This is a genomic window from Kineococcus sp. NBC_00420 (assembly GCF_036021035.1).
Taxonomy (GTDB): domain Bacteria; phylum Actinomycetota; class Actinomycetes; order Actinomycetales; family Kineococcaceae; genus Kineococcus.
The window spans coordinates 2,472,658-2,495,680 of the sequence record NZ_CP107930.1 but is presented as its reverse complement, the minus strand read 5'-3'; the positions used below and the strand labels follow the sequence as shown (position 1 = coordinate 2,495,680).

Below are 23,023 nucleotides of genomic sequence, written 5' to 3'. Positions count from 1 at the left end.
CCTCCGCGACCCGCGTCTCATCGACCTCACGACAGCGACCCCGTCGCCGTCCGCCAGGTCGCACACAAGACGTCATCCCAGGTCTGAACCCCTGGGCTCTCACGAGAGGGGAGCACCACGATGGCCAAGGTGCCCGTGCGCAAGCCCAAGAAGAAGCAGAACCCGCTCAAGGCCGCCAAGATCGAGGCGGTCGACTACAAGGACACTGCGCTGCTGCGCAAGTTCATCTCCGACCGCGGCAAGATCCGCGCTCGTCGGGTGACCGGTGTGTCCGTCCAGGAGCAGCGTCAGATCGCCAAGGCGATCAAGAACGCTCGTGAGATGGCGCTGCTGCCCTACAGCAGCTCCGCGCGCTGAGAAGGGGGAACGAGATGAAGCTCATCCTCACCCACGAGGTCTCCGGCCTCGGGACCCCCGGCGACATCGTCGAGGTCAAGGACGGCTACGGCCGCAACTTCCTGCTTCCCCGCAACCTGGCCACTCCGTGGACCAAGGGTGGCGAGAAGCAGGTCGAGACGATCAGCAAGGCCCGCAAGGCCCGCGCGATCGCCAGCCTCGACGAGGCCAAGTCCGTCAAGCAGTCGCTCGAGGCTCGTACGGTGGCGTTCGCCGCTCGTACCGGTCGCGGTGGCCGCCTGTTCGGTGCGGTGACCCCGTCCGACGTCGCGAACGCTGTGAGCGCCGCCGGTGGGCCGTCGATCGACAAGCGCAAGGTCGAGATCCTGCAGCCGATCAAGACGACCGGTCAGCACAAGGCTCTCGTCCGTCTGCACGCGGACGTCTCCGCGACGGTGACCATCGACGTCGTCGAGGCCACCGCCTGAGAGCGGTTCAGCACTGAACGAAGGCCGGTCGCGCGCTGCGCGGCCGGCCTTCGTCGTTCCCACGGCGGGCCCGATCCGTCCGCCGTCCCCGAAAAGCGGTGGTCCCCGATCGCGCGGCGTCGATACCGTCGTCGCTTCCTGCCGGTCGACCGAGGGCGAGCCGTTGTCCGTTCTGTGAGAACTCCCGAGAGCTGATGTGTCGCGCGCCGGCTCCGTGCCGCGTGCTCCTCCTGCTTGCGGAAACTCACCGAACGGTGCCCCTCCATGCCCACGACCTGGGCGGTCACGCCCACCTGCCTGCCCCTCATCGTCCGTCGTTGCCCCCGGTGCGGTCACGACCGCTTCGCGCCCAGCGGGAGGTTCCGCGTCAACGCCAGCGGCAAGCTGCTCGACGCCTGGCTCCTGGCGCTCTGCACGACCTGCGGCGAGACCCTCAAGGTCCCCGTGCTGGAACGGGTGCACGTCCGCCGGGTGCCGGCGGACCTGCTGAACCGCCTGCACCGCAACGACGTCGACCTGGTCGCGGATCTGCTCCACGGGGCGCCGGCCCTCCGCCACGTCGTCCTGGACTGGACGGGCGCCTGGCGGCTGGACACCGGCGGAGCGTCGGTCCCGTCGGACCCGAACGCGGTGCTCGAGGTGTTGGTGCGGGTGGAGGCGCGGATCCCCGTCCGACCGGTCCGTCTCCTCGCCGCCGGGCTCGGGCTGTCGCGGGCCCAGGTCGAGCGGTGGGTCGAGAGCGGGACGATCGTCGCGTCGGTGGACCTGCGCGGCAGGGTGTCCGGCGACTTCGCCTTCCTGCTCAAGCGCTGAACGCACGACGGCCCGGCCCCCCGCGGGGGACCGGGCCGTCGTCCCGGACTCAGTCCTCGGGAACCTCGCCGAACGGGACCGTCACCGGCAGGTCCTCGACCACCGTGCGGTCGTGGGCGGCGTAGGTGAAGGTCTGTTCCTTGCCTTCGCCCTCGGTGTCGACGGCGACGACGTGCCCGGCCCGGAACTCCCCGAAGAGGATCTTCTCGGACAGGACGTCCTCGATGTCGCGCTGGATGGTGCGGCGCAACGGACGAGCCCCCAGGACCGGGTCGTAGCCCTTCGTCGCCAGCAGGACCTTCGCCGACGGCGTGAGCTCGAGACCCATGTCGCGGTCCTTCAGGCGGTCCTCGACGCCGGCCAGCATGAGGTCCACGATCTGGACGATCTGTTCCTGCGTCAGCTGCGGGAACACGACGATGTCGTCGACGCGGTTGAGGAACTCCGGCCGGAAGTGCTGCTTGAGCTCCTCGTTGACCTTCGACTTCATCCGGTCGTAGTTCGTCTGCGTCGTCTGCGACCCGGCGGCGAACCCCAGCCCGGAGGCCTTGGAGATGTCCCGCGTCCCCAGGTTCGTCGTCATGATGATGACGGTGTTCTTGAAGTCGACCATGCGGCCCTGGGAGTCGGTCAGACGACCGTCCTCCAGGATCTGCAGCAACGAGTTGAAGATGTCCGGGTGCGCCTTCTCGACCTCGTCGAAGAGGACCACCGAGAACGGCTTGCGCCGCACCTTCTCCGTCAGCTGACCGCCCTCCTCGTAGCCGACGTAGCCGGGAGGGGAGCCGAACAGCCGCGAGACGGTGTGCTTCTCGGAGAACTCCGACATGTCCAGCTGGATGAGGGCGTCCTCCTCACCGAAGAGGAACTCCGCCAACGCCTTGGCCAGCTCCGTCTTCCCGACCCCGGTGGGGCCGGCGAAGATGAAGGAGCCACCGGGACGTTTGGGGTCCTTCAACCCCGCACGGGTGCGTCGGATCGCCTGGGACAGCGCCTTGATGGCGTCGTCCTGGCCGATGACGCGCTGGTGGAGCTCCGCCTCCATGTTCAGCAGGCGGGTCGACTCCTCCTCCGTGAGCCGCACGACGGGGATGCCGGTCGCGGTGGCGAGGACCTCGGCGATCAGTTCCTCGTCGACCTCGGCGACGACGTCCATGTCACCGGCCTTCCACTGCTTCTCGCGCTCCTTGCGCTGCGCGATGACCGTCTTCTCCCGGTCCCGCAGCGAGGCCGCCTTCTCGAAGTCCTGCGCGTCGATCGCGCTCTCCTTCTCGCGGCGGACGTCGGCGATGCGCTCGTCGAACTCACGCAGGTCCGGCGGTGCGGTCATGCGGCGGATGCGCAACCGGGCGCCGGCCTCGTCGATCAGGTCGATCGCCTTGTCGGGCAGGTAGCGGTCGTTGACGTAACGGTCGGAGAGGGTGGCCGCGGCGACGAGCGCCGCGTCGGTGATGGTCACCCGGTGGTGGGCCTCGTAGCGGTCACGCAGCCCCTTGAGGATCTCGATGGCGTGGGCCAGCGTGGGCTCCGGGACCTGGATCGGCTGGAAGCGACGTTCCAGGGCCGGGTCCTTCTCGATGTACTTCTTGAACTCGTCCATCGTGGTGGCACCGACGGTCTGGAGCTCACCACGAGCCAGCATCGGCTTGAGGATGGAGGCGGCGTCGATCGCGCCCTCGGCGGCACCGGCTCCGACGAGGGTGTGGATCTCGTCGATGAACAGGATGATGTCGCCGCGGGTCCCGATCTCCTTGAGCACCTTCTTGAGGCGCTCCTCGAAGTCACCGCGGTAGCGCGAGCCGGCGACGAGCGCCCCGAGGTCGAGGGTGTAGATCTGCTTGTCGCGCAGGGTCTCGGGGACCTGTCCGCGGGCGATCTCCTGGGCGAGCCCTTCGACGACGGCGGTCTTGCCGACCCCGGCCTCGCCGATGAGCATCGGGTTGTTCTTGGTCCGTCGGGACAGGACCTGCATGACGCGTTCCGTCTGCTGGTCGCGACCGATGACCGGGTCGAGCTTGCCCTCACGGGCGGCCTGGGTCAGGTTGCGCCCGAACTGGTCGAGCACGAGCGAGCCCGCGGGGACCCCTTCGCGCTGCTGATCGCCGCCGCCGGCACTCATGGGCTCCTTGCCCTCGGAGCCCGACAGCAGCTGGATGACCTGCTGGCGGACCCGGTTGAGGTCGGCGCCCAGCTTCACCAGCACCTGGGCGGCGACGCCCTCACCCTCGCGGATGAGCCCGAGCAGGATGTGCTCGGTGCCGATGTAGTTGTGGCCCAGCTGCAGCGCTTCGCGCAGCGACAACTCCAGGACCTTCTTGGCGCGGGGGGTGAAGGGGATGTGACCGGACGGGGCCTGCTGGCCCTGACCGATGATCTCCTGCACCTGGGCCCGGACGGCGTCCTGCGACACCCCGAGCGACTCGAGGGCCTTGGCGGCGACGCCTTCGCCCTCGTGGATCAGGCCGAGCAGCACGTGCTCGGTCCCGATGTAGTTGTGGTTGAGCATCCGCGCTTCTTCTTGGGCCAGGACGACGACCCGGCGGGCGCGGTCGGTGAACCTCTCGAACACGACGATCTCCTCGGCTCACCGTCCCCTGCCTTCAGCCCGAGGACACAGTCCCGAGCATGCGTGCCGTTGGCGGGGGTGGCAAGCCCGAGAGGGCCCCGTTCGCTGAGGGCGTCGTCACGTCGGGGTCGCCGGTCGGGTCGGAGTCGCACCTCGACCCGTCCACCACGGGCCTGGCGTTGCGCCACGGAGGTGCCCGGCGCTCCTCGCGCGCCCCGTGGAGGCGCTCGCCCGGGGGCGCCGTTCCGCGATCAGTCCGCACCCACCGCGGCGCGCAGGTCGTCGAGGCACTCCTGCACGACGTCGGCGAACTCGGGTTCGCCACCGCGGTCGATCCAGCGGTCGTAGGCCGAGGTGAAGATCGTCGTGCCCGTCCGAGCGGTCAGTTCGGCCTGCTGCGCCTCGACCCCTCGTCCCTGCAGGGTCCTCGAGAGGGCGGCGGCGAGCGAGGCCGTCTTGAGCAGGTCCCGCTCGCGGAGCTCGGCCGAGGAGGCGACGAGCTCGCGGACCGCGCCGGCGAACTGCCGGTACTCGGTGAACAGCGCGGCGCCCCGGGTCAGGGCGGCGGTGACGGCCCTCAGGGGGGCCACCTCGGCGGGGGTCGCGGTGAGCGTCAGGACAACGGTGTCCTCGAGGGCCTGTGCCCGGGCGAAGACCACGTCGCGCTTGTCGGTGAAGTGCCGGAAGAACGTGCGCTTGGTCAGGCCCGCGCGCTCGGCGATCTCGGCGACGGTGACGGCCTCGAAGCCGCGCTCGAAGAAGAGGGCCATCGCCGCCTGCTGCAGCCGGTCCCTCGTGTCCGGGTCCCAGCGCGTCATGGGGTGATCCTACCGGGGATGACACCGGGTGACATCGCTGCTAGCTTCTCCATGTCACCGGGTGACATCACCTGGTCCGTCCGGAGAGGACACCACGCATGACCACCTGGTCCGCAGCCTGGATCGACGAGCGCTCCGCGCGCCTCGTCGTCCGGCCCGCCCCCGCCACTGCCGCGGGAGCCGACGAGATCGTCGTCCGCAACCACGCCGTCGCCGTCAACCCGTTGGACTGGATCGTCCAGGTCGCCGGGAGCGTGGCCTACCGCTGGTTGCGCTACCCCTTCGTCCTCGGTTCCGACGTCGCCGGTGAGGTCGTCGAGATCGGTTCCGCGGTCACCCGCTTCGCCGTCGGCGACCGGGTCCTCGCTCACGCCGTGGGCAGCGACAAGGACAGCAACCGGGCCGCCGAAGGGGGGTTCCAGGACCGGACGGTCGTGCTGGAACGCCTGGCGAGCGCGATCCCCGACGACCTGCCCTACGAAGACGCCTGCGTCCTGCCCCTCTCGGTCTCCACGGCGTCCTGCGCCCTGTTCCAGACCGACCTGCTGGCCCTGCGCCACCCCGTGGCGGACCCGGTGCCCACCCGGGAGGTCGTCCTCGTGTGGGGCGCGTCCACCAGCGTCGGGCTCAACGCCGTGCAGCTCGCCGTCGCCGCCGGGTACCAGGTCGTCGCGACCTGCTCGCCGCGCAACGCGGACCTCGTGCGCTCGCTCGGCGCGGACCAGGTCGTCGACTACGCCGGCCCGACCGCGGTCGACGACGTCGTGGCCGCCCTGGCCGGACGGCGGCTGGCCGGGACGCTCGCCATCGGTGAGGGTTCCTCGTCGGCCTGCGTCGAGGTCGTCCGTCGCTGCGAGGGGCGGAAGTTCGTGGCGATGCTCAGCACCCCGGTCTCCTTCGCCGGGGTGGGCGAGGGGGCCGGCCTGCCGCGCACCCTGCTCCGGATCGCCCGCTCCACCCTCGCCCTGCAGGTGAGGAGCCGTCGCCTCGGGATCGTCACGAAGTTCGTGTTCGGGAGCACGCTAAAGGCGAACGAGGTCGCCGAGGCCGTCTACGAGGACTTCCTCCCCGCGGCCCTGGCCACGGGTCGCTACCGCGCGGTCCCGGAGCCGCTGGTGGTCGGGACCGGGCTCGGGGCGGTGCAGGAGGCCCTGGACGTACAGCGACGCGGGGTCTCCGCGCGGAAGGTCGTGGTCTCGCTCGTCCCGACGGCTGTGTCCGATCCCCGCTAGACCCGGCGGGGCCCGGCGGGGTTCCATCGAGGCGTGGACACCGCACCCGTGGACGAGCGGGACCTCGCGTTCGCCGAGCGCTACCGCGCCATCGGCGCCCGCGACGTCCGCTTCGACGGTCAGTTCTTCACGGCCGTCTCCACGACCGGGATCTACTGCCGACCGTCGTGCCCCGCCCGCACCCCGAGACCCGAGAACGTCACCTTCCACCTGACCTCGGCCTCCGCCCACGCGGCCGGGTTCCGGGCGTGCAAGCGGTGCCTGCCCGAGGCGACCCCGGGAACCCCCGAGTGGAACCTGCGCCGCGATCTCGCGGCCCGCGCGATGCGGCTCATCGGCGACGGGGTCGTCGACCGCGAGGGTGTCGACGGGCTCGCGACGCGTCTGGGGTACACCTCCCGGCACGTCCAGCGGATGCTCGTCGCGGAACTCGGCGCCGGCCCGCAGGCGCTGGCCCGCGCACGACGGGCCCAGACGGCGCGGTCGCTGCTGGTGGGCAGCGACCTGCGGATCGCCGACGTCGCCTTCGCCAGCGGGTTCGGCTCGGTGCGGCAGTTCAACGACACCGTCCGTGAGGTGTTCGCCGTCGCGCCCGGGGAGTTGCGCGCCCGCCGTCCCGCCTCGACCGGCGCGGCGGCCGGGCAGGCGGTCCGGCTCGACCTCGCGCTGCCCGTCCGGCACCCCTTCGACGCGCCGGGGGTGTTCGGCTTCCTGGCCGTGCGGGCCGTCGAGGGGGTGGAGACCGCCGACGTCTCCGACGGGGACCGGTTGCGCTACGCGCGGACCCTGTCGTTGCCGGCCGGTCCGGGGGCGGTGCGGATCACGGCGTCGCGGACCGCTCCGGGGTCCTGGCAGGTGCGCGCCGAACTCGAACTCGGTTCGCTCTCCGACGTCGCGACCGCCGTCGCGCGGGTCCGCCGCCTCCTCGACCTCGACGCCGACCCGGTCGCCGTGGACGCGGCGCTGGCGGCTGATCCCGCCCTCGCCCGCGCGGTCGCCTCGACGCCGGGGATCCGGGTGCCCGGGGCGGTGGACGCGCACGAACTCCTCGTCCGCAGCGTCGTGGGGCAGCAGATCTCGGTGGCCGCCGCGCGCACCCACCTCGGTCGGCTCGCGCGGGCCCTCGGAACCCCGCACCCGTCGAGGTTCCCTGGGCTGGACCTCCTGTTCCCGACCCCGGAGCAGATCGCGGCGGGGGTCGTCGAGACAGGGGCCGACCGTGCGTTGCGCCTGCCCGCCCGGTCGGTCCGCACGGTGGTCTCGGCGGCGCGCGACCTCGCCGCGGGGGACCTCGTCGTGGACGTCGGGGTCGACCCGGACGTCCTGCGCGAGAACCTCTCGGCCCGCGTCGGCATCGGACCGTGGACGGCTGCCCACGTCGCGATGCGGGTGCTCGGTGACCCTGACAGCTGGTTGACCGGCGACGTCGCCCTCGCCGCGGGGGCCCGCTCGCTGGGACTCCTCGACCCCGGTCTCCCCAGCGCCACCGCCCACCGACGGCTGCGCGAGCACGCGGCCCGCTGGGCGCCCTGGCGTTCCTACGCCGCCATGCACCTCTGGACCACCGACCGCTGGACCACCGATGGAAGGCCGCCACGATGACCACCGCAGAAACCCTGACGACGCCCGACGGACCCTTCTCGGTGGTCGTCGCCGACGACGCCGTCCTCGCCGCCGGCTGGACGGACTCGATCGACGAGCTGGTGGCCCTCGTGCACCCGCAGCTGCGCACGGCGACGGGTTCCCCCGCGGTGCTGCGGGCCGCGCAGGAAGCGGTCCGGGCCTACTACGACGGCGACCTGGACGCGCCGGCCGCGGTCCCCGTCCGGCAGCGGTCGGGGGAGTTCCGCGAGCACGCCTGGAAGGTCTTGCGCGACGTCGAACCGGGGGAGCGGATCTCCTACACCGAGTTCGCGGAACGCTCGGGTCGGCCCGCGGCCGTGCGGGCGGTCGCCGGGGCGTGCGCCAGGAACGCCGCGGCCCTGTTCGTCCCGTGCCACCGGGTGCTGCGGTCCGGCGGCGCCCTCGGGGGTTTCCGCTACGGAACCCCGCTGAAGACCGCGCTGCTCGACCGCGAGGCCCTCACGCGCCCGTGACCATCCAGGCGCCCCCACGTTCGCGGCGGACGAGGGTCAGCAACCGGGCCAGCGTGTAGACACCGGCGAACCCGACCCACAACCAGACGAGCCCGGCCCGTCCGGTCGGCACCAGCCACAGCACGGCCAGCGCCGCGGGGACGTAGCAGGCGAGGGTGACGACCCCGGCGCGGGCGAGGTAACGACCGTCACCGGCGCCGATGAGCACCCCGTCCAGGACGAACACCCAGCCCGCCGCGGGCAGGCAGACCCCGAGGACCACCAGCGCTGCGCTCAGGTAGCCGCGGACCTCGGGTTCCGGGGCGAAGAACCCGGCGACGGGGGAACGCGTGACGATCAGCAGGGCCCCCAGGAGCACGCCCACGCCGACGCCCCACTGCGTCATCCGGCGGATCGTCGCCCGGACCCCGTCGACGTCCGCGGCCCCCAGCGCGCGGCCGACGAGGGCCTGCGCGGCGATCGCCAGGGCGTCGAGGGCCAGGGCCGTCGTCGTCCAGACGGTGTTCGCGACCTGGTGCGCGGCGATCCCGGCGTCACCCTGGGCCGCGGCGACGAACGTCGTCAGCAGCGCCGCGACGCGCAACGTGACGGTGCGGACGAGCAGCGGGATCCCGTCGACGGCGTTGCGCAGCACCCCCAGCGGGTGCGGACGCACCCGCGCCCCGGTCCGCAGGACCCCGCGCGCGACGACCGCTGCGAGGGTGATCGCCATCAGCACCTGCGTCGTCGCCGTCCCGATCGCCGACCCCGCGATGCCCCAGCCGGCGCCGTTCACCAGCAGCAGGTTCAGCGCCACGTTGAGGAGTGCTCCGGCGCTCGCGACGACCAGCGGGGTGCGGGTGTCCTGCAGGCCGCGCAGGACCCCGGTGGCGGCCAGGACCACGAGCATCCCGGGCAGCCCCAGCAGGCTCCAGTGCAGGTAGGTCAGCGCGGAGGGTCGCGCCGCCGCGGAGACGCCGAGGAGGTCGACGAGCGGACCGGAGAGGAGGCGGGTGACGACGGCCGTGACGACGCCGAGCCCGAGGGCGAGCCACATCCCGTCGACCCCCTGGCTCAGCGCGCCCTTCGCGTCCCCGGCGCCGAGGCGGCGGGCGACGCTCGCGGTGGTGCCGTAGGCGAGGAAGACGAAGACGCTGACGGCGGTCCCGAGCACCGCGCCGGCGATACCCAGCCCAGCCAGCGGGAGGGTGCCGAGACGACCGACGATGGCGGAGTCGGCGAGCAGGAACAGGGGCTCCGCGACGAGGGCACCCAGGGCGGGGACGGCCAACCGGAGGATCTCGGCATCACGCTGCGTCACCTTGAGCCGCCTTGACAGAGCGTTACCGAACTGCAACGTGACCGACTTCCCTTCACCCGAACGGTTCTTTTCGTCTCCACACGCGGTGGACGGCATCGTCGCAGGTCAGCGGGGCGTCCCGGAAGTTGTCCACCGCTTTGGCCGAGTTTGTCCACAGGGTTGTCCACCCCCTGTGCACAACGGTCCCCACGTCATCCACAGGCTGTCCACCGCCCTGTGCACAGGGCCGTTTGACCAGCCGGGGGACGGTCGGTCACTGTGCCAGGGAGTGGGTCGGAGGGCGTGTCGGAGGCGTGCCGTAGGACTACGGCGAGCGATTCGTCGCGGGGACGTATCCGGGGATCCCGGGGACTTGGAGCTGGCTTCTGTGACCACGTACGACGAGCCCCCCGCGGACTTCGACTTCCCCGACGAGGGGTCGTCCGGAGGTCGCCGCAACGGTGGCCGGGGTGGCCGCAAGGGCGGCGACCGCGACGGCGGACGCGGCGGGGAGTCCTTCGACCGGATGCCGCCCCAGGACATCGCCGCCGAACAGGGCGTGCTCGGCGGAATGATGCTGTCCAAGGACGCCATCGCCGACGTCGTCGAGGTCATCAAGAGCCAGGACTTCTACCGTCCCGCGCACGAGCTCATCTACGAGGCGATCCTCGACCTCTACTCGCGCGGCGAACCCGCCGACCCGGTGACGGTGTCGGCCGAGCTGACCAACAAGGGCGAGCTCACCCGCGTCGGCGGCACCCCCTACCTGCACGACCTCATCTCGACCGTCCCCACCGCCGCCAACGCCGCGTTCTACGCGCGGATCGTCGGCGAGCGCGCCGTCCTGCGCCGCCTCGTCGAGGCCGGCACCCGGATCGTCCAGATGGGCTACGGCTCCGAGGGCATGGACGTCGAGTCCGTCGTGAACTCCGCGCAGGCCGAGATGTACGCCGTCACCGAGAAGCGCACCAAGGAGGACTACGCCGTCCTCGGTGACGTCATCGAGGGGACCATCGACGAGATCGAGGCCAGCTCCCACCGCGGCGAGGGCATGGTCGGCGTCCCCACCGGCTTCGCCGACCTCGACAGCCTGACCAACGGCCTGCACCCCGGTCAGATGATCGTCATCGCGGCTCGACCGGCGGTCGGGAAGGCCCTGGCCCTCGACACTCCCCTGCCGACGCCCACGGGTTGGACGACGATGGGGTCGGTCGCGGTCGGCGACGACCTGATCGGCGCCGACGGTCGGCCCACGCGCGTGGTCGCCGCGACCGAGGTGTTGGAGGGGCGCCCCTGCTACGAGGTGCACTTCTCCGACGGCAGCGTGATCGTCGCGGACGCGCAGCACCAGTGGGCCGTGCACCGGAGCGTCGGTCCGGTGATCCGCACGACCGAAGAACTGCGTGCCGACCTGCAGTCGGACGTGGTGCAGATCGCACCGGTCCGGGGCGACGTCGAGTTCCACAAGGTCTCCGAGGTCCGACCCGTCGCCTCGGTCCCCGTCCGTTGCGTCGAAGTGTCGAACGACGACCACCTCTACCTCGCCGGCCGCTCGATGATCCCGACGCACAACTCCACCCTCGGACTGGACATCGCGCGGGCGGCGTCGATCAAGCACGGTCTCGCCTCGGTCATCTTCTCCCTCGAGATGGGGCGCAACGAGATCGCGATGCGCCTGCTCTCCGCGGAGGCGCGGGTCCCCCTGCAGAAGATGCGCAAGGGGAACATGGACGACGCGGACTGGACGCGGTTCGCGCGGACGATGGGCGCCATCAACGAGGCGCCGCTCTACATCGACGACTCTCCGAACATGTCGCTCATGGAGATCCGCTCCAAGTGCCGCCGGTTGAAGCAGCGCGCGGACCTGAAGCTCGTCATCGTCGACTACCTCCAGCTGATGACGTCCGGCAAGAAGGTCGAGAGCCGCCAGCAGGAGGTCTCGGAGTTCTCCCGTGCGTTGAAGCTGTTGGCCAAGGAGATCGAGGTCCCGGTCATCGCGCTCTCGCAGCTGAACCGTGGGCCCGAGCAGCGCACGGACAAGCGGCCGATGGTCTCCGACCTCCGCGAATCCGGTTGCCTGACCGCGGAGACGCGCGTGCTGCGTGCGGACACGGGTGCGGAGACCACGATGGAGGAGCTCTTCGCCCTGCAGGCTCGCGACGTGCCCGTCTGGTCGCTCGACGAGTCACTGCGCTACGTCCGTCGGCACCTGACCCACGTCTTCCCGACCGGGGTCAAGCCGGTGTTCAAGCTGAGGATGGCGTCGGGCAAGGAGGTTCGCGCGACGGCGAACCACCCCTTCCTCACCTACGACGGGTGGAAACCGCTCGGCGAGCTCTCCGTCGCCGATCGTCTCGGTGTGCCGCGTCACGTTCCCGCCCCCGAGCGGGTCGCGAGCTGGACCGACGAGCAGGTCCTGCTCCTGGGGCACCTCATCGGTGACGGGTCGTTCGTGCGCAGGCAGCCCCTGCGCTACGCGAGCGTGGACGAGGAGAACCTCTCGGCGGTGGCCGGGGCCGCCGCCGCGGCGTTCTCGATCGTGGCGATCCGTGACGAGTACGCGGCGGCTCGCTGCGTCACCCTGCGGCTGCCGGCGCCGTACCGGCTGACGCACGGCCGCAGGAACCCCTTGGCCGAATGGCTCGACGAGCTGGGTCTCTTCGGCAAGCGGAGCTACGAGAAGTTCGTGCCGCAGCAGGTGTTCCACCTCCCGAAGCAGCAGATCTCGCTCTTCCTGCGGCACCTGTGGGCGACCGACGGCAGCGTCACCCTGAACCAGTCCGGGCGCAGCGGGCGCATCTACTACGCGTCCACCAGCCTGCAGCTGATCCGCGACGTCTCACGCCTGCTCCTCCGGTTCGGCATCTCGACCCGGGTGCGCGTCACGACGCCGAAGGCGAACTACCGCCCCGGGTACACCCTGGACGTCTCGGGCGTCGACGACCAGCGCCGCTTCCTGCAGGAGATCGGGGTCCACGGTGCCAGGGGCCTCTTGGCCGACCAGTTGCTGGACGTCATCCGGGACGTGTCCGCGAACACCAACGTCGACACCGTGCCCCGCCAGGTGTGGGACGACGTGCGCCGGACGCTGACCGAGAAGAACATCACCCACCGCGAGTTCGCCACCGCGATGGGAACGTCGTTCGGGGGCAGCTCCCTCTGGAAGCACGCGCCGTCGCGGGAGCGTCTCGGTCGCGTCGCCCAGGTCCTCGACAGCGCTGAGCTGGAGGTGCTCGCCGTCAACGACCTGTTGTGGGACGAGATCGTCTCGATCGAGGCCGACGGCGAGGAACAGGTCTACGACGCGACGGTCGCGGGCGGACACAACTTCATCGCCAACGGCATCGCGGTCCACAACTCGATCGAGCAGGACGCGGACATGGTCATCCTGCTGCACCGCGAGGACATGTACGAGAAGGAGTCCCCGCGGGCGGGTGAGGCCGACTTCATCGTCGCCAAGCACCGCAACGGCCCGACGGACACCATCACCGTCGCCTTCCAGGGGCACTACTCGCGCTTCGTCGACATGGCCACCTGATCGACTGGTGCGTTTCGCGTCCTCCGGAGCCGGATCGGACGCGAAACGCTCCAGTCGACGAGGGTGGTCAGCGCCGGCGTGCCTCGCCGGTCGGTGCGCGGCTCCAGACCACGACGCGCGACCCGTCGTCCTCGTCCGAGGTGTCGGCGAACACCTCGGCCGAGAAACCCGCGGGGATGAGTTCCACCGCGGCCGGGACCTGGTCCTCGTCGAGTTCGCTCAACGAGATTCCGCGCCCGGACAGGACCCCGTCGAGACCGGCGAGGACCCGCCGCAGCACGTCGAGGCCGTCGGCGCCCCCGTCCAGGGCGGAACGCAGCTCGCCCTCCCGCATCTCCGGCGGGAGGTGGGCGATCTCGGAACTCGGGACGTAGGGGACGTTGGCGAGCAGGACGTCCACCCGCAGGCCCTCGGGAACTCCGCCGAAGAGGTCGCCGGGGAAGACGTCGGCACCCGGCAGGTTCTCCCGGGCGCAGGCGACGGCCGCGGGGTCGACGTCGGTGGCGTGCAGTTCGACCCCCGGGACGCGGGCGCGCAACGCGCCTCCGAGTGCTCCGGTCCCGCAGCCCACGTCGAGCACCACGTCACCGGGTCTGGTCCGGGCCACGGCGATCTCGACGAGGAACTCGCTGCGGTGGCGGGGGACGAAGACGCCGGGGGCGACGGTGAACCGCAGCCCGACGAACTCCGCCCACCCCAGGACGTCCTCGAGCCGTTCGCCGGCGATCCGTCGCAGCACGAGCCGTTCGGGGTCCGCCGTCGCGAGGAGCAGCTCTGCCTCGCGCTCGGCGAACACGCACCCCGCGGCGCGCAGCCGGGCGACGACGTCCTCCAGCTCCACGGTCACCACCGGAGTCTGGCACCACCTGCAGGGGGTCGGGCGGGGCGCACGGAATCCCCGGGCCGCTCCGGAGGTTGGCTCCAAGAGGAACCAGTCCCGTTCGAAAGGTCGCACCATGTCGTCGCTCGTGCTCTCGGTCCTGGACCTCGCCCCCATCGCACCCGGGGAGTCGGCGGGCGAGAGCATCGCCGCGAGCGTCGCGCTCGCCCAGACGGCGGAGGCCCACGGCTACCGACGGGTCTGGTACGCCGAGCACCACAACATGCCGTCCATCGCGTCGTCCGCTCCTGCGGTGATGATCTCGCACATCGGTGCGAAGACGACGTCGATCCGCCTCGGCGCGGGTGGGGTCATGCTCCCCAACCACTCGCCGCTGGCCATCGCCGAGCAGTTCGGCACCCTCGAGGCGATGTACCCGGGGCGCATCGACCTCGGTCTGGGTCGCGCGCCCGGCTCGGACGAGGCGACGACGTACGCGTTGCGCCGTGACCCCGCGGCCTCTGCCCAGTTCCCCGAGGACGTCGCCGAACTGCGCGCCTACTTCGCGGGCCAGTCGCGCGTCCCCGGGGTCGACGCGGTCCCCGGGACGGGACTGAAGGTCCCCCTCTACGTCCTGGGCTCCTCGACGTTCGGCGCGCACCTGGCCGCCGCGCTCGGTCTGCCCTACGCCTTCGCCTCGCACTTCGCCCCGCAGCAACTCGGTGCGGCGGTCGCGGCGTACCGCAACGAGTTCCGCCCCTCCGAGCAGCTCGCCGAGCCCCACGTCATCGCCGGTGTGAACGTCGTGGCCGCCGACACCACCGACGCGGCCCGCGAGTCCTTCGCCGGGGTGCAGCGCCGGTTCGCGACGTCGCTCTTCGGCCGCGGCCGCACGTTCAGCGAGGCCGAGGTCGACATCCTCATGGAGACCGCTGCGGGCCAGCACGTCCGCCAGATGCAGGCGTACGCGGCAGTCGGTACCCCCACCGAGGTGCGCAGCTACCTCGAGGAGTTCGCCGCCTCCACCGGCGCCGACGAACTCATCGTCGCCCACCAGGCGCTCTCGACCGAAGCGCGGCTGCGTTCGGTGCAGCTGACCGCCGAGGCGCTGCAGCCCGTGGGTGTGTGACCCCTGGGAGGTGCGCGGAGTCAGGTGGTGAGCGCGCGGCAGGCGAGGTGCAGCGCCAACCGCTGGTCGGGGTCGCCGAGGTCCACGTGCAGCAACTGCTCGACGCGCGCGGTCCGCGCCGCGACGGTGTTGCGGTGCACGCCCAGGACGGCCGCCGTCTCCGTCACCGACGACTCCGCGTCGAGGTAGGCCGCGAGCGTCCGCACGAGTTCACCGTCCGGGGCCCCGAGGGGCGCCAGCAGGCTCTGCGCCGCAGGTTCGAACGTGTTCGTCCGGGTCCAGGCGAGCAACGTCTGGGCCACCCCCAACTGGTCGACGTGCAGGAACCGCCCCCGTTCCGGACGGTTCCCGGCCAGTCGGGCCGCGTCCGAGGCCTCGGCCAGGGTCGCTGCGATCCCACCCGGTCCGGGGTGCGGACGGCCCACCCCGGTCGCGCACCCCGTGGACCCCTGCAGCTCGCGGTGCCCGGCCCGCAACGACGCGGCCAACGTCCGGACCTGTTCCGCGCTCGGTTCCCGGGGCGCCGTCCACCACCCCGTCCAGCCCGAGTCCTGTTCCACGAGCACGAGTTCCGTCCCCGTCGCCGCGAACGCCGCCAGCGCGTCCGCCCGCAGCCCGGCGTTGTCGACGCCGTCACCCGTGCTGACGTGGACGCCGACGTGCCAGCCGTCCAGCGGCCACCCGGTGGCCGCCGCGCGACGACGCAGGAGTGCCGAGGCGTCGTCCCCGCCCCGCAGGACGTCGGCGAGGAGGGCTGTCCGGGCGCGGGCGTCGCGTTCGAGGACCAGCCGGTCCATCGCGAGCCGACCGGCCAGGGCGACCGCGCCGGCGACGAGGCAGTCGGCCGCGGTCTCGCCGACGTCGTCCCGTTCGTTCGGCACCCAGGCCACCAGCCACCGCTGCACCCCCGGGATGCCGGGCAGCAGCACCGGCTGCGCGAGGGTGGTACCGCCGGCCAGGACCGCCCGCTGCGGCACCGCCTCACCGGGCCGGGGGATCGCCAGCCCGGCCTCCTGCGGGGAACCCTCGAGGTGCTGACCGCCCCGGTCCAGCACGGCCACCGGGACCCCGAGGGCCTCCGCGACCAGGGTGACGAGCCGGGCGGGTCCGTCCCCGCGGCCCGAGGCCAGCCCGGTGTGGACCCGGAGCACCGTGCGCGCCCGGACCACCTCGGGGGCGGCCAGCGCGACCGCGGCCTCCGTCAGCAGCTCCAGGAAGGACCCCTCCGAGCCGAGGACGCAGACCTCCAGTCGTGAGCACAGCAACCGCGTCGGCGCCGGCAGGTCCGTCGTCGTGGGCAGCAGCACCGCGCCGGCTCCGGCGTCGGCCGCCCGTCGCAGCAGGGCGTCCAGCCGCCAGGCGCTGCCTTCCGCGGCCGGGTCGGACGCGGTCGCCACCAGGACCCCCACCCGAGGCTCGACCCGATCGGTCACCAGCACGACCGACCCGACCCGTCGCCCGGTCGGACTGCCACCGAGGACACGGACCCGGCCACGCCAGCCCGGCAGGTCCAGCAGCGAGGCCAGCGGGAGCATCACGGCGACACCGCCGCGGGGAGGAGGACGGGATCGACGTCGATGCCGAACGCCCGGGGAGCCACCGCGTCCAACCGCGGTGCGTCCCGCCAGAACGCGGGACCCGGCAGGTGCAGGGCGACGACCTCCGACCCACGGGTCGCCCGGTCGCACGAGATCGCCTGCAGACTGCGCCGTTCCAGCACGGCGATGACGTCCGGGGTCGTGGCCACCGGGGCACCGTCCTCGAAGGCCACGAGGTACTCGTTCTCCATCTCCAACCGCAGCAACCCGGAAGTCCGCCGATCGCGCAACGTCAGGCTGCCGCGGCCGAAACCCCGCGCGGAACTGCGCACCACCTCGACGACGCGCCCCGCGCCCAGCACGCGACCTCCCGTCGCCGCCTCCAGCCGTGCGGGTGCGGCGGCCTCCGGAAGGTCCAGCAGTCGCCGTCCCACGTCGAGGCAGCGCCGGGTCGTCGTCGGTGTCCCGCTGCGACGCAGCACCTCCAGGGACATCGGTGGGAAGGCCACCGCCGCCCAGCCACCACTGGACCCCAGGACGCTGCGGACCGTCCGCTCGACCTGGGCCGGTCGGGCGTGGTCGAGCACGACGAGCGAGCCACCCGGCGGGCACAGCACCAACGGCGTCAACGGCAGGCCGTCCACCGCGATCGAGAACTGGTCCAGGCGGGGCAGGGCCCGGCCGCAGAGGTCCACGTCGACGACGGGGAGCCCCACGTCCGTCGCGACCAGCAGGGCCGTCAGCGCGTTCGCCCCTGCCGCCTCGATGCTCGCGAGGGCCTGCGCGCGCGTTCCCGTCCAGCGTTCCACGGCGCGCAGGGCCGTCGTGAACTCCGCGCCGCCCGGCAGTTCCTCGGCCAGCACGATCGTCGCCCCGACCAGCCCGACGGGGACCACGACCGTGTCGTCCGGCGCGTGCTCGGGATCGAGGAGTTCCACCCCCTGGCCCATCGAACGGCTCAGCAAGATCGCCGTGTCCTGCGTGTCACCACCGCCGCCCGAACCGAACAGGGCCGCGCCGCGGACCAGCGCAGGCACGTCGGACGCGGTCAGCAGCACGGCGGCAGCGTGCCACGGACCGCGTCCACCCGTGCAGCCGGTTCAGCCGACGGGAACGGCGGACAGTTCCTCGACCGGGGTGAACGCCAGGTCCAGCCCGAACGCCGCCGGCCCGAACGTCGCGAGCGCCGCCGGGGTGCGCATCAGGTCCGGCGTCGAGATCCCGACCACCACGACCCGCTGTCCGTAGCGCAGACCCTCCGTGGTGATGGGTTCCCCCGTGGAGTCGTCGAGGACGCAGATGAGGTCCGGCACCACGCAGACGACCTCGCCGTCCCGGCGGGCGATGAGGTGCTCGTTCTGGAACTGCAGTACCAGCGTCCCGCCGTCGGGACCCGTCATCAGGGTCGAACCCCGGGCGAAACCTCCCGTCGTGCGCCGCTCGACGTCGCTCACCTTCCCACGGAACAGGACACGCAGGTGGCGGTAGATCGTCGTCGCGAAGAACTCCTGCAGGGCCTGCACCGGATCCGCGTGGGCCTCGCGGGCCTCGCGGATGGTCCGTCCGGCCCCGAGCGCCAGGGAGAGCGTCCTCGGCACCGCCGTGCGCTTCGCGTCGGCCCCGCTCATCGGGTACTCGGCGATCAGAGCGGCCCCACCGAACTGGATCGTGACGGCCCGGGAGAGCCGTTCCATGCGCACGTCGTCGGCGCCGGTCTCGATGAGCACCGTCTCCTCCCGGTCGCTGGCGACGACCATGGGGGAACCGTGCACGCCGTAGACGCTGAACGTCTCCATCTGCAGTTCCGGGAACGCGCGGCCCATGCCGTCGGCGTCGACGACGGGCAGGCCGGTGCGGGCTGCGACGAGCAGCGGGATCATCGAGTTCAGCCCGCCGCACTCGATCGGCATCGTGGCCCCCGCGGTGCGGCCCAGGTGCTTCTCGAGGCGGCGCAACGCCACGACGGGTTCGCTGCCGCGGGGCACCTTCTCGACCATGACCGTCGGAGCGCCCATCATCGCGGTGGGCACGATGAACAGGTCGTCGTCGAGGCCGTCGGGGTCGAGGACGGTGATCGGCCCGTGCTCGCGGATCGCCTCCTGGACGAGCAGGCGTCCGATGTAGGGGTCCCCGCCGCCGCCGGTGCCGAGCAGGGCCGCCCCGCGCGCCAGGTCGGGCAGGTGGGACTCGTCGAGGATCCAGTTCACGCCGGCACCCCCGCCGCCAGGTCGATCAGGACGGGTTCCACGTCGTAGCCGAACACCCGCGGCCCGGCCAGGGCCAGTCCGGCGTCGCTGCGCCAGCGCGGGTCGCAGGGCGAGGCGATGACGGCGACCCGGTGGCCGAAGCGCAACGTCTCGGTGGTGACGGCCTCCCCGCTCGCGAGGTCGAGGGTGCTGATGAGGTCGGGGACCGTCGCGACGAGCTCACCGTCCCGTTCGGCCACCAGGTTCTCGTTCTGGAACTGCAGCAGCAGGGTCGAGCCGGTGAACTCCGCCGTCCCTTCCAGCCGCGCCTCGCCCCGGGCGAAGCCCGTGGTGGTCCGCCGCGCCACGTCGACCACCTTGCCGGTGAACAGCAGGCGGCCGCCGAGGTGGTCCACGACGGGGGCGACGGGGTCGTCGGACCCCTTGGCCGCCGTGATGGTCCGTCCGATGGCGGCGGCCAGTGACAGGGTTCCGGGCACCAGCGACCGCCGGGCCTCCGCGCCGGACATGGCGTAGTTGCTGATCATCGCCGAGCACCCCATCTCGACCGTCGCGGTCCGGGCCAGGCGTTCGGCCCAGGTGTTGTCGATCGTCTCGAAGATCCCGGCGTTGCCCTTCTCGTCCACGATGGACATCGGGGTCCCCTTGATCCCGTAGAGCGTCGGCAGGGTCATCTGGAGTTCCGGGAACGCCCGGCCCATGCCGTCGGCGTCGACCAGGGGGAGACCGAGTTCCGCCGCGGCGACGACCGGGATCAGCGAGTTCACCCCACCCGCCTCGTCGCAGGCGATGTGGGTGACTCGCAGGCCGAGGTGGCGGGTGAGGACCTCGACGGCCCGGCCCACCTGCTCGGTCGAGGGGAGCTTCTCGACCATGACCGTCGGGGCACCCATCATCGCGACGGGCAGCACCACGGCGTCGTCGGGCAGTTCCGCCAGGGCGGTGAGTTCGACCGGACCGTGCCTGCGCACCGCGGAGCGGGCCAGCAGTTCCCCGATGTGCGGGTCGCCGCCCCCACCCGTCCCGAGGACGGCGGCGCCGCGCGCGACGTCGGCGAGGTCCTCGATCCTCAGCCGCTGCAACCGGTGTCCCCCCGTCGGATCAGACACCGGCCACCTCCGGCGCTCCGGCCCGCGCCCCGTGCAGCTGCAGGTCCCCGACGGCCTTGACCCGGATGCGGGTGGCCCCACCGGGAAGGTACGGCAACGGCACCTCGTCGACCTCCAGGACCTCGACGGAGTTCGGGGTGGCCCCGGCGGCCACGGCCCGTTCGACGGCCTCGGCGCGGGCGGCGTCGAGGACCTCGTGGCGACGGCCGGGTTCGATCGTGAACACGCGGTCCACCTCACCGCTCACCTGGGCGATCGCGGCACCGATGGCGTTCGCGACCGCGAAGTTCTCCGGTCGCAGGACCTCACCGCTGCCGGCCAGCACATCGGGGAGCAGGACGGAACCTCCTCCCACCGCCACGACGGGCAGGGGAGCGGACGACGTGCGCATCCGGTCCACGGCGTCGGCCACGTCGGCCGCGATGCGCTCGAGCGCGGCCCGCACGAGGGAACGGTCGAGGTGCGCCACGAGGGACGCGTCGCCGATGTCGGCGCGCCCGGCGGCCACGGCGATGTCGGTCGCGGTGAGGGTGGACCCACCGAAGACGAGCGCCTCCTCGGTCAGCCGGTACCCGACGGACCGTGACCCGACCGCGGCGGAGTCCGGGGTACCGGTGACCAGGCTGCCGCCGCCGATCCCGATGGAGAGGACGTCGGGCATCCGGAAGTTCGTCCGGATGCCGGCCACGCTCACCTCGGTGGTGGCCTCCCGCGGGAAACCCCGGGTGAGCACGCCGACGTCGGACGTCGTGCCCCCGACGTCGATCACGGCGCAGTTCCCGACCCCGCTGAGGACCGCGGCCCCACGCATCGAGTTCGTCGGCCCGGAGGCGAACGTCGAGACGGGGTAGCGGCGGGCGTGCTCGACGTCCATGAGCGTGCCGTCGTTCTGGCTGAGGTAGATCGGGGCGAGGATGCCCGCGCCGAGGACGGACGCCGTCAGGCCGTCGACGATCCCGGCCGCGAGCTCGCGCAGGGCGGCGTTGACCACGGTCGCGTTCTCCCGTTCGAGCAGGCCGATGCGACCGATCTCGTGCGAGAGCGAGATCGCCATCTCCGGGAGTTCCGCCGCGATGACCTCGGCGGCGCGGAGTTCGAACTCGGCGCTGACGGGGGAGAACACCGAGGTGATCGCGAGGCTGCGCACCCCGTGGGCGGCCATGTCGGCGGCGTGCCGGCGCAGTTCGTCCTCGTCGAGGTCGGAGATCTTCCGGCCGTCGAACTCGTGCCCGCCGTGGGCGAGGTAGGCGCGACCGTGGACGGCCTCGACGAGCCGTTCCGGCCAGTCGACCATCGGCGGCAGCGAGGCCGTCGCCGGTAGTCCGAGCCGCAGGGCGGCGGTGGGGGCCAGTCGCCGGGCTTCGACGAGGGCGTTGATGAAGTGCGTCGTGCCGATCATCACCGCCCGGACGCCGATCGGGTCGAAGGCGTGCTTGCCCTGCAGCGTCGCGAGAGCCGCGACGATGCCGCCGGAGACGTCGGAGGTGGTGGCCGTCTTCACGGCGGCGAGGACCTCGCCCGCGTCGCCGAGCAGGACCGCGTCGGTGTTCGTGCCGCCGACGTCGATGCCGATGCGCATGGAACTGCCTCTCTGGTGGATCTTCGGATCAGGCCGGGGCGGGGGTGTTCTCGACGGCGGCGGTCGACTCGCCGTCGGTGGTACGGCTGCTGCCGACCTCGCGCAGCAACCCGGTCTTCCCGGCGACGACGTAGAGGACGAAACCGACGACGAGCGAGTTCACGCTGCCCAGGCCGACGGTGACGAAGTGCCCGATCAGTGAGGCGACCAGCCACACGGCGAGGGTGGCCGGGACCCAGGTCGGCGACGTGGACGGCACCGCACCGCCGTCGGCGCGGGAGGACTCGAGGACCCCCCGCCAGCGCTTCACGACGAAGTACTCCGCGACCATGATCCCCGCGATGGGCGGGAAGACGACGCCGAGGATCGTCAGGAAGTCGGTGAGGCGACCGAGGATGCCGCCGGCCGCGAGCAGCGATCCGACGACCCCGAGGACGGCCGTGGTGAGCGCACGGTTGACGGGCCTCCCGGTCAGCGTCCCGATGAAGTTCACGACGCCCAGACCCGAGGAGTAGAGGTTCCAGTCGTTGATCTTCACGGTGCCGAGGACGACGATGAGGACGCCGACCCAGCCGACGGAGGACGTCAGGATGGTCGTGATCTGGTCGCTGCCGACGGCGTGGGCGAGCAGGACCCCGGCCATCCCGATGACGTACTCACCCAGGGTCACACCGACGAGGGTCTGTTTGACGACGTCCGCGGTGCTGCGGTTGAACCGCGTCATGTCGGGGGTCACGACGGCACCCACGATGAAACCGCCGGCGACGATGGTCGTACCCGCCGCGACGCTGATCTGCGGTCCGGGGGCGGCCTGCGAGATCAGGGTGCCGACGTCGTGGCTGAGGAGTTCACCGATGATCGCCCAGCCGACGAGGACCAGGAACAGGGGGACGGTGACGTAGGCGGTCCAGGCCATCTTGTCGAAACCGGCGACGCAGATCGCGGTGACGACGAGACCGAACAGCAGCGACCAGCCCCACGCCGGCAGGACGCCCAACGTCGCGGCGAGCCCCTGGGCCGAGACGGCGGACTGGATGCCGAACCAGCCGATCAGGCTGATGCCGATGGCGAGCCCGATGAGGGCGGAGCCGCCGCGGCCGAAACCGAGCCAGCGCGCCACCATCGAGGTCGACATCCCCTCGCGCGCCCCGATGATCCCCACGAAGACGGCGACGACCTCAAGGATCACGGCACCGAGGGTGAAGGCCAGGAACGCGTTCCAGAACGTCATGCCGAAACCCAGGGTGGCGCCCAGCAGGAACTGGCTCAGCGCCGACATCTGTCCGAAGCGCTGCACGGCGACGGACCACCACGAGTACCGGGCGGTGTCGGGCACACGCCCCAGGGCGTGGTCGTCGACGGCGGAAGCAGTGGCCATCGTGAACTCCTCGGTCGGCGGGCGGGGTGCGCCGAACGCTAGGGGGCGTGCTCTCGACTGTCAGTAGGCTCCCTGCACACCGGAGCGGTCCCACCTG

Annotated in this window: 18 protein-coding genes; 8 read left to right on the top strand and 10 right to left on the bottom strand. The window is 72.0% G+C overall.

The features are described 5' to 3' along the window. Positions 1-120 precede the first annotated feature (120 nt). The 3 genes from rpsR to OG218_RS12195 all read left to right on the top strand — a co-directional run bounded on the left by rpsR (position 121) and on the right by OG218_RS12195 (position 1,637). Positions 121-357, top strand: coding sequence for a 30S ribosomal protein S18 (gene rpsR / locus OG218_RS12205; protein ID WP_012085900.1), 237 nt, complete (start codon positions 121-123; stop codon positions 355-357). 14 nt (positions 358-371) lie between these two features. Then, on the top strand, positions 372-824 hold the full coding sequence (gene rplI, locus OG218_RS12200; RefSeq protein WP_328293495.1) for a 50S ribosomal protein L9: 453 nt from the start codon (positions 372-374) through the stop codon (positions 822-824). A 264-nt stretch (positions 825-1,088) separates the two neighbouring features. Beyond that, positions 1,089-1,637 carry a DUF1062 domain-containing protein gene (locus OG218_RS12195; protein ID WP_328293494.1) on the top strand — a complete coding sequence of 183 codons (549 nt, stop codon included), beginning with the start codon at positions 1,089-1,091 and terminating at the stop codon, positions 1,635-1,637. Positions 1,638-1,686: 49 nt separating this feature from the next. Here the strand turns inward: OG218_RS12195 and OG218_RS12190 are convergent, their stop codons facing one another. Continuing rightward, positions 1,687-4,206, bottom strand: coding sequence for an ATP-dependent Clp protease ATP-binding subunit (locus OG218_RS12190; RefSeq protein WP_328293493.1), 2,520 nt, complete (start codon positions 4,204-4,206; stop codon positions 1,687-1,689). Positions 4,207-4,454: 248 nt separating this feature from the next. Beyond that, positions 4,455-5,021 (bottom strand): TetR/AcrR family transcriptional regulator, encoded by a 567-nt coding sequence (locus OG218_RS12185; protein WP_328293492.1) that lies wholly within the window; start codon positions 5,019-5,021, stop codon positions 4,455-4,457. A 98-nt stretch (positions 5,022-5,119) separates the two neighbouring features. Between OG218_RS12185 and OG218_RS12180 the strand changes: the two genes are divergently transcribed. From OG218_RS12180 to OG218_RS12170, 3 genes are read left to right on the top strand one after another with little or no spacing between them, the layout of a single operon-like run. Continuing rightward, complete coding sequence (locus OG218_RS12180) at positions 5,120-6,253, top strand: zinc-binding alcohol dehydrogenase family protein (protein ID WP_328293491.1); 1,134 nt, start codon at positions 5,120-5,122, stop codon at positions 6,251-6,253. A 33-nt stretch (positions 6,254-6,286) separates the two neighbouring features. After that, positions 6,287-7,855, top strand: a complete 1,569-nt coding sequence (locus tag OG218_RS12175) for an AlkA N-terminal domain-containing protein (protein WP_328293490.1) — start codon at positions 6,287-6,289, stop codon at positions 7,853-7,855. Beyond that, on the top strand, positions 7,852-8,349 hold the full coding sequence (locus OG218_RS12170; RefSeq protein ID WP_328293489.1) for a methylated-DNA--[protein]-cysteine S-methyltransferase: 498 nt from the start codon (positions 7,852-7,854) through the stop codon (positions 8,347-8,349). Before OG218_RS12175 ends, OG218_RS12170 begins: the two co-directional genes overlap by 4 nt. Here OG218_RS12170 and OG218_RS12165 read toward each other — a convergent pair. Beyond that, positions 8,336-9,649 carry an MATE family efflux transporter gene (locus tag OG218_RS12165; RefSeq protein ID WP_328293488.1) on the bottom strand — a complete coding sequence of 438 codons (1,314 nt, stop codon included), beginning with the start codon at positions 9,647-9,649 and terminating at the stop codon, positions 8,336-8,338. The genes OG218_RS12170 and OG218_RS12165 overlap by 14 nt on opposite strands. 505 nt (positions 9,650-10,154) lie before the next feature. On the opposite strand from OG218_RS12165, the gene OG218_RS12160 reads away from it, so the two are divergent. After that, on the top strand, positions 10,155-13,166 hold the full coding sequence (locus tag OG218_RS12160; protein WP_442906495.1) for a replicative DNA helicase: 3,012 nt from the start codon (positions 10,155-10,157) through the stop codon (positions 13,164-13,166). A 67-nt stretch (positions 13,167-13,233) separates the two neighbouring features. Here the strand turns inward: OG218_RS12160 and OG218_RS12155 are convergent, their stop codons facing one another. Further along, complete coding sequence (locus OG218_RS12155) at positions 13,234-14,007, bottom strand: putative protein N(5)-glutamine methyltransferase (RefSeq protein WP_442906494.1); 774 nt, start codon at positions 14,005-14,007, stop codon at positions 13,234-13,236. 115 nt (positions 14,008-14,122) lie between these two features. On the opposite strand from OG218_RS12155, the gene OG218_RS12150 reads away from it, so the two are divergent. Beyond that, positions 14,123-15,115 carry an LLM class flavin-dependent oxidoreductase gene (locus OG218_RS12150; RefSeq protein ID WP_328293485.1) on the top strand — a complete coding sequence of 331 codons (993 nt, stop codon included), beginning with the start codon at positions 14,123-14,125 and terminating at the stop codon, positions 15,113-15,115. Positions 15,116-15,135: 20 nt separating this feature from the next. Here the strand turns inward: OG218_RS12150 and OG218_RS12145 are convergent, their stop codons facing one another. The 6 genes from OG218_RS12145 to OG218_RS12120 are packed head-to-tail and all read right to left on the bottom strand — an operon-like array spanning position 15,136 to position 22,926. Then, the gene (locus OG218_RS12145) at positions 15,136-16,650 is read right to left on the bottom strand and encodes a PucR family transcriptional regulator (RefSeq protein ID WP_328296236.1); all 1,515 of its coding nucleotides are present in this window, start codon (positions 16,648-16,650) and stop codon (positions 15,136-15,138) included. Beyond that, the gene (locus OG218_RS12140) at positions 16,650-17,711 is read right to left on the bottom strand and encodes a DUF917 domain-containing protein (RefSeq protein WP_328293484.1); all 1,062 of its coding nucleotides are present in this window, start codon (positions 17,709-17,711) and stop codon (positions 16,650-16,652) included. The genes OG218_RS12145 and OG218_RS12140 overlap by 1 nt, the downstream gene beginning before the upstream one ends. A 42-nt stretch (positions 17,712-17,753) precedes the next feature. After that, positions 17,754-18,860, bottom strand: a complete 1,107-nt coding sequence (locus tag OG218_RS12135) for a DUF917 domain-containing protein (RefSeq protein ID WP_328293483.1) — start codon at positions 18,858-18,860, stop codon at positions 17,754-17,756. Continuing rightward, positions 18,857-19,969, bottom strand: coding sequence for a DUF917 domain-containing protein (locus OG218_RS12130; protein WP_328293482.1), 1,113 nt, complete (start codon positions 19,967-19,969; stop codon positions 18,857-18,859). Before OG218_RS12130 ends, OG218_RS12135 begins: the two co-directional genes overlap by 4 nt. Next, the gene (locus tag OG218_RS12125) at positions 19,962-21,548 is read right to left on the bottom strand and encodes a hydantoinase/oxoprolinase family protein (protein WP_328293481.1); all 1,587 of its coding nucleotides are present in this window, start codon (positions 21,546-21,548) and stop codon (positions 19,962-19,964) included. The genes OG218_RS12130 and OG218_RS12125 overlap by 8 nt, the downstream gene beginning before the upstream one ends. 28 nt (positions 21,549-21,576) lie before the next feature. After that, the gene (locus tag OG218_RS12120) at positions 21,577-22,926 is read right to left on the bottom strand and encodes a purine-cytosine permease family protein (protein ID WP_328293480.1); all 1,350 of its coding nucleotides are present in this window, start codon (positions 22,924-22,926) and stop codon (positions 21,577-21,579) included. Positions 22,927-23,023 lie beyond the last annotated feature (97 nt).

Bases quoted from the DNA above. Each gene is read 5' to 3' on its own strand.
- rpsR (WP_012085900.1), top strand. From the start codon at position 121: ATGGCCAAGGTGCCCGTGCGCAAGCCCAAGAAGAAGCAGAACCCGCTC.
- rplI (WP_328293495.1), top strand. From the start codon at position 372: ATGAAGCTCATCCTCACCCACGAGGTCTCCGGCCTCGGGACCCCCGGC.
- OG218_RS12195 (WP_328293494.1), top strand. From the start codon at position 1,089: ATGCCCACGACCTGGGCGGTCACGCCCACCTGCCTGCCCCTCATCGTC.
- OG218_RS12185 (WP_328293492.1), bottom strand. From the start codon at position 5,021: ATGACGCGCTGGGACCCGGACACGAGGGACCGGCTGCAGCAGGCGGCG.
- OG218_RS12180 (WP_328293491.1), top strand. From the start codon at position 5,120: ATGACCACCTGGTCCGCAGCCTGGATCGACGAGCGCTCCGCGCGCCTC.
- OG218_RS12170 (WP_328293489.1), top strand. From the start codon at position 7,852: ATGACCACCGCAGAAACCCTGACGACGCCCGACGGACCCTTCTCGGTG.
- OG218_RS12160 (WP_442906495.1), top strand. From the start codon at position 10,155: ATGCCGCCCCAGGACATCGCCGCCGAACAGGGCGTGCTCGGCGGAATG.
- OG218_RS12150 (WP_328293485.1), top strand. From the start codon at position 14,123: ATGTCGTCGCTCGTGCTCTCGGTCCTGGACCTCGCCCCCATCGCACCC.
- OG218_RS12145 (WP_328296236.1), bottom strand. From the start codon at position 16,650: ATGCTCCCGCTGGCCTCGCTGCTGGACCTGCCGGGCTGGCGTGGCCGG.
- OG218_RS12125 (WP_328293481.1), bottom strand. From the start codon at position 21,548: ATGCGCATCGGCATCGACGTCGGCGGCACGAACACCGACGCGGTCCTG.
- OG218_RS12120 (WP_328293480.1), bottom strand. From the start codon at position 22,926: ATGGCCACTGCTTCCGCCGTCGACGACCACGCCCTGGGGCGTGTGCCC.